Origin of the sequence: Mesorhizobium sp. M1A.F.Ca.IN.020.03.2.1 (genome assembly GCF_004023205.1) — a bacterium.
In the GTDB taxonomy this organism is placed as follows: Bacteria; Pseudomonadota; Alphaproteobacteria; order Rhizobiales; family Rhizobiaceae; genus Mesorhizobium.
Genome location: NZ_RZSV01000317.1, coordinates 1 through 5,159 on the forward strand (window position 1 = coordinate 1; position 5,159 = coordinate 5,159).

Here is a 5,159-nt window from a genome sequence, read left to right on the forward strand (position 1 = left end):
GCCCAAGACCATGGAGGAAGCGCTCGACCGTTTCGCCGCCTGCGAGCCGGTGCGGGTGCTGCTCGGGGAGGATTTCTTCCAAACCTATCTGCGCGTGAAAAGCGTAGAGCTCGACCTGTTCCAGACCGTGGTGACGTCGTGGGAACGCGACCATCTGCTGCTCAAGGTGTGACCATGGCTTCGACAGGTTTCAATTCCGGTCTTCATATCGGCAAATCCTATTATGTGGCGACTGCCAATCCGGCGCCGGACCATCCGGCGCTTACCGGCGATGCAGAAGCCGACCTGGTGGTCGTCGGTGGCGGCTGCACCGGGCTTTCGGCGGCGCTCCATGCGGCCGAACGCGGCCTTAAAGTGGTGCTGCTCGAAGGCGGCAAGATCGGCTGGGGTGCGTCTGGGCGCAATGGCGGCCAGATAATCCCCGGTCTGCGCAAGGGCGCCAAGGAGCTGGTCAGAGCGTTCGGGCCGGAGCGGGCGAAGGCGCTGTTCGACCTCGCCTTCGAGGCGCGAGGCTTGGTGCTCGACATTATCGAGCGCCACGGCATCGAATGCGACTTGCGGCTGACCGGCCATCTGGTCGGCGCGGTCAACGGCTCCGACATGCGCGAATTCGAGGAAGAGGCCGAGTGCCTCGCCAAGGTGATGGACTTCCCGCATGTCGAGATCCTGTCGGCGGCGGAGGCGCGGCGCATGGTCGATACGCCTTATCTCGGTGCATCCTTCGAGACGCTCGGCGGACACATGCATCCGCTGAACTACACGCTGGGGCTCGCTGGGGCCGCTTCTGCCGCTGGCGTCACCATCCACGAGAACTCGGTCGCCGTCCGGCTGGAGCGTGAACCCTTTATCCGGGTGTTCACCGACAAGGGCTCGGTCCGTGCCAGGCATGTGGTGCTGGCCGGCGATGCGCTGCTCAACGGGCTCGAGCCGCGCGTCAACAGCCGCATCATGCCGATCGGCAACTACATCGTCGCCACCGAGCCGTTGGGCGCGCGCAACGTCATCCCGTCCAACGCCGCGGTTTCGGACACGCTTTTCGTGGTCAATTACTACCGCATGTCCGCGGATGGCCGCCTGCTGTTCGGCGGCGGCGAGCGCTATACGCCCTCGCCGCCCGCCGACATTGGCGGCTTCGTGCGGCCGCATATGGAAAAGACCTTCCCACAGCTTAGGGGGTGCCGGATCGACCATGCCTGGGGCGGGCTCGTGTCTGTGACGACGTCGCGCCTGCCGCATGTCGGGCATTATGGCGAGGTCTATTTCGCGCATGGCTATTCCGGCAAGGGCGTCATCCTGTCGACGCTGTCGGGCAAGCTGCTCGCGGAAGCGATCACCGGCGACGCCTCGCGGCTCGACCTGTTCTCGACGCTGACGCCGCTGCCGTTCCCCGGCGGCACGGCGCTGCGCGGGCCGCTCTATGTGCTCGGCATGCTGTGGTATGCGATGCGCGATCGACTCAGGCGTTGAGCGCCGACTTTCCCGTCGGTGCCAGCGACGAATCCGGCGCGGAACTGCACGTCTTCGGCCGAAAGTCAAATCGTCGGCTCGCTAGGTGTCGCGGTTGGTCAGCGCGATGTGGCAGCAGCCGGAGCCGTGGCCCGGCGTCCAGGTCACGTTGGCGAAGCGCACGCCGGTTGCTTCGAACAGTCCGCGGTCGAAGGCGCCGGCGATGCGGCAGAGCGTGGCAAGCTTTTCCTCGCCGACGCCGGCCTCGACCCACGCATCCTTCAGCGGGCAGCGCTTCACCTTGAAAGCGATGCGGTTCGGCCTGCGCTCGACGTCGGTCGGATACATGCGCCCGCCATCCGGGCTGACGGAAAGGAACGCCTCGCCGATCGCCAGCGCATCATTGGGGCCGAAACCGGCGAAAGCGGCCGCTGCGACTTCCCGGCCGCGCTTTTCGATGGTGCGGATCATTAATGCTTCGGCCTTCTCGGCGCCAAGCTCGGCGGTCAGCTCATCGAGGAAGAGGCGATAGAGATCGCCCCGGTTGCGAAAGGCGGAGTCGAGCTCGCGCGACAGTTTTTCGGCAATGGCTGCGTGGGAGTCGGTCATGGTGTTTTCATCCTATTCAGCCTCGGGGTTGCCGCCACCAGCGCCTTGCCGACCGCCGATTGCGGGCTGGCGATGACGGTGCGGGCGTCGCCGCTCTCGGCGACCCGGCCGGCATCGAGGAGAACGATGCGATGCGCGAGGGCGCGGATTACGCCGAGATCATGCGAAATGAAGAGATAGGCGATCTGTTCCTGTCTTTGCAGGTCGAGCAGCAAGTCCAGGATCTGTCCGCGCACCGAAACGTCGAGCGCCGAGACCGCCTCGTCGAGGACGATCAGCGACGGTCGGGTGGCGATGGCGCGGGCGATCGCTACCCGCTGGCGCTGGCCGCCGGAAATCTCGTGGATCGCGCGCGCGGCAAGGCCGGCATCGAGGCCGACACGCTCCAAGAGAGCTGCGATGCGGCGCGGGCGCTCCGAGCGCGAGGCGATGCCGTGGATGCGCAACGGGTCGTCCAGCGCACGCGCCACCGTGGAGTGCGGGTTAAAGGCGGCGAGCGGATCCTGAAAGACCATCTGGAGGCGGGCACGGCGGGCGCGCAACGCGGCGCCCGACAAGATAAGCAAGTCCGCGCCCTCAAATTGGATGCGCCCAGCGTCGGGCTCTAGCAGGCGCAGTACCAGCCGCGCAATCGTCGACTTGCCGCTGCCGGACGGGCCGGCGACGGCCAGCGTTTCGGCCGGGCCGATCTCAAACGAGACATCGTCGACCGCCGCAAAAGGTTTGCCGCCGCGGCGATAGCGCTTGGAGAGATTGGAGACGGCGAGCACGGTCATGCCGGGGCGCCTTGCCGGTCAAGAAGCGGCCTGGCGTCGAGACCGAGATGGGCATCGAGCAGCGTGCGCGTATAGGCATGGCGCGGCGCGTCAAGGATCTGGTCCGTGTCGCCCAATTCGACCAACTCGCCATGACGCAGCACCGCGATGCGTTCGGCGAGCGTGGCGGCGAGCGCGATGTCGTGGCTGATGAAGGCGAGCGTCAGGCCGTCCTCGTTGACCAACCCGCGGATCAGGGAAACGATCTCGGCCTGGACGATGGTGTCGAGCGCGCTGGTCGCCTCGTCGGCAATCAGCAGTTTCGGGGCGGCGGCGATGGCCGCTGCGATTGCAACGCGCTGCTTCTGGCCGCCGGACAGCTGGTGCGGATAGGCGCGCAAGACGGCTTCGGAGTCGGGCAGGCGGACGCGCTCGAGCAGGGTTTTGGCTTTGGCATAAGCCTCGCGCCAGGTGAGGTTGAGATGCGTGCGTGCGACCTCGGCAATTTGCTTGCCGACCGGCATCACCGGGTCGAGGCTGAAGGAGGGGTCCTGGAAGACGAAGCCGATGTCGCGGCCACCAATGGGCTGAAAATGCGAAGCTGTCACGGAATGAGACGATCGAGGTTTCTGCCACTCGATCGAACCTCCAGCCTCGGCCGCTTCCGCCAACAATCCCGCAACCGCCAGCGCCAGCGTGCTCTTGCCCGAGCCGCTCTCACCGATGATCGCAAGGCGTTCCCCGGCTTCCACATCAAGGCTGATGCCCTTCAGCGCCGTTACCTCGACGCCGTCTCGCCGATACCGCACGGTCAGATCGCGGATCGAAAGCAGCGCAGTCACGACAGGCTCCTGCGTACCGCAGTGCTTTCCACCACGCCCTCGCCGGCGAGGTAAACGCCGAGAACGGTCAGCACCAGCGCGATACCGGGAACGATCGACAGAAAAGGCGCGGTGCGCAAGACAGTGCGGCCTTCGGCGATCATGCCGCCCCAGGTGACGCGGTTGGGATCACCGAGGCCGAGGAAGGAAAGCGCTGCTTCGGTGAGGATGGCGGCCGCGACGATCACCGAGGAAAGCGCCAGCACCGGCGGCAGCGCATTGGGGAGCACCTCGCGAAAGGCAATCTCGAGCGGATGCATGCCGATGACGCGAGCGCCGGCGACATAGTCGCGCTCGCGGATCGACAGCACTTCCGCGCGCGCCACCCGCGCCGGCCCGGTCCAGGCGCCGAGCGCGATGGCCGCGATCACCACTCCAAGCGAGGGGCCGACGATGCTGACGAAGGCCAGCGCCAGCAAAAAACTAGGCACGGTCTGGAAGGCGTCGGTGATGCGCATCAGCACCTCGTCGATCAAGCCGCCGGCGAAACCGGCCAGCGTGCCCACCACCGCGCCGACCAGAAGCGCAGCTGCGGCCGCCGCTAGTCCAACCGCCAGCGAGGTGCGCGCGCCGTGGAAAAGTTCGGCCAGCACGTCGCGGCCGAGCCGGTCGGTGCCGAGCGGCAGCGACCAATTTTGCAACGGCGGCAGCAAGGCCGGGCCGGCGATCGCTTGCGGGTCGCCCGGAAAGAGCAGCGGCGCTGCCAGCGCGATCGCGACGAGCAAGGCGAGGATGAGTGCGCCGGCGATCGCTTCCGGCGTCTGGAAAAAGCGATGCAGCCTCTTCATGCGACCGCCTCGCCGGCACCGACGCGCGGATCGAGGAAGGCGTAGGCGAGATCGACCAGGAGGTTGATGACGATAACGAGCACGGCGCTCACCAAAATGATGCCGAGCAGCAGCGGCGTGTCGCGTCCGGCGACGGCTTCCTGCGCCAGCCGGCCGAGGCCGGGGACGGCAAAGACGCTTTCGATGACAACGCTGCCGCCCAGCATCTGCGCCGATTGCAAGCCGAGCATGGTGACCAGCGGCAGCAGCGCGTTGCGGGCGACATGCGCAAGCACGATGCGCCGGCGCGGCAAGCCCCTGGCACGGGCGGCAAGCACGAAATCCTGCCGCCAGGCTTCCGCCATGCCGGCGCGCATCATGCGCAGATAGAGCGCGAGATAGATGAAGCCGAGCGCCGAGACCGGCAGCACAAGATGGGTGGCGATGTCGCCGGCCCGCGCCACCCCGGTCTTGGCCGATGCGATGGTCTCGATGCCGCCGATCGGCAGCCAGCGCAGGTCGACGGCAAAGACGACGATCAGCACAAGGCCGAGCCAAAAGCCCGGCACGGCGTAGAGCGCCAGCGAGCCGATCGACAGGAAGCGGTCGCGAAAACTGCCAGGACGCGCACCGGCATAGATGCCGAGCGCCGAGCCGAGGCCGAAGGAGAGCGCGGTGGCGCTGCCCATCAGGATGAGTGT

The 5,159-nt window shown here is 66.8% G+C and carries 6 protein-coding genes and 1 pseudogene; 2 read left to right on the forward strand and 5 right to left on the reverse strand.

Annotated features, from left to right (window positions below; translation table 11 throughout):
- Together EOA79_RS29405 and EOA79_RS29410 are read left to right on the forward strand one after the other, a co-directional pair.
- A pseudogene (locus EOA79_RS29405) lies at nt 1-172 on the forward strand (glutamine synthetase); the annotation flags it as partial.
- 2 nt (nt 173-174) lie between these two features.
- Nucleotides 175-1,467, forward strand: coding sequence for an FAD-binding oxidoreductase (locus EOA79_RS29410; protein WP_164748328.1), 1,293 nt, complete (start codon nt 175-177; stop codon nt 1,465-1,467).
- Between the two features lie 81 nt (nt 1,468-1,548).
- On the opposite strand, the gene EOA79_RS29415 is transcribed toward EOA79_RS29410, so the two are convergent.
- From EOA79_RS29415 to EOA79_RS29435, 5 genes are all read right to left on the reverse strand, one after another.
- A complete protein-coding gene (locus EOA79_RS29415) occupies nt 1,549-2,055 on the reverse strand; it encodes an L-2-amino-thiazoline-4-carboxylic acid hydrolase (RefSeq protein WP_095800617.1) in 507 nt (168 codons plus the stop codon).
- The gene (locus EOA79_RS29420) at nt 2,052-2,831 is read right to left on the reverse strand and encodes an ATP-binding cassette domain-containing protein (RefSeq protein ID WP_095823544.1); all 780 of its coding nucleotides are present in this window, start codon (nt 2,829-2,831) and stop codon (nt 2,052-2,054) included. The genes EOA79_RS29415 and EOA79_RS29420 overlap by 4 nt, the downstream gene beginning before the upstream one ends.
- Nucleotides 2,828-3,652 carry an ABC transporter ATP-binding protein gene (locus EOA79_RS29425; protein WP_095800615.1) on the reverse strand — a complete coding sequence of 275 codons (825 nt, stop codon included), beginning with the start codon at nt 3,650-3,652 and terminating at the stop codon, nt 2,828-2,830. Before EOA79_RS29425 ends, EOA79_RS29420 begins: the two co-directional genes overlap by 4 nt.
- The gene (locus EOA79_RS29430) at nt 3,649-4,479 is read right to left on the reverse strand and encodes an ABC transporter permease (RefSeq protein ID WP_095823543.1); all 831 of its coding nucleotides are present in this window, start codon (nt 4,477-4,479) and stop codon (nt 3,649-3,651) included. The genes EOA79_RS29425 and EOA79_RS29430 overlap by 4 nt, the downstream gene beginning before the upstream one ends.
- Nucleotides 4,476-5,159, reverse strand: a 684-nt coding sequence (locus EOA79_RS29435) for an ABC transporter permease (RefSeq protein WP_164893999.1), incomplete at its 5' end; no start/stop codon positions are given. The genes EOA79_RS29430 and EOA79_RS29435, both read right to left, overlap by 4 nt.

What these genes read in the sequence shown, in the direction of transcription:
- EOA79_RS29410 (WP_164748328.1), top strand. Translation starts at nt 175, where the DNA reads ATGGCTTCGACAGGTTTCAATTCCGGTCTTCATATCGGCAAATCCTAT.
- EOA79_RS29415 (WP_095800617.1), bottom strand. Translation starts at nt 2,055, where the DNA reads ATGACCGACTCCCACGCAGCCATTGCCGAAAAACTGTCGCGCGAGCTC.
- EOA79_RS29420 (WP_095823544.1), bottom strand. Translation starts at nt 2,831, where the DNA reads ATGACCGTGCTCGCCGTCTCCAATCTCTCCAAGCGCTATCGCCGCGGC.
- EOA79_RS29430 (WP_095823543.1), bottom strand. Translation starts at nt 4,479, where the DNA reads ATGAAGAGGCTGCATCGCTTTTTCCAGACGCCGGAAGCGATCGCCGGC.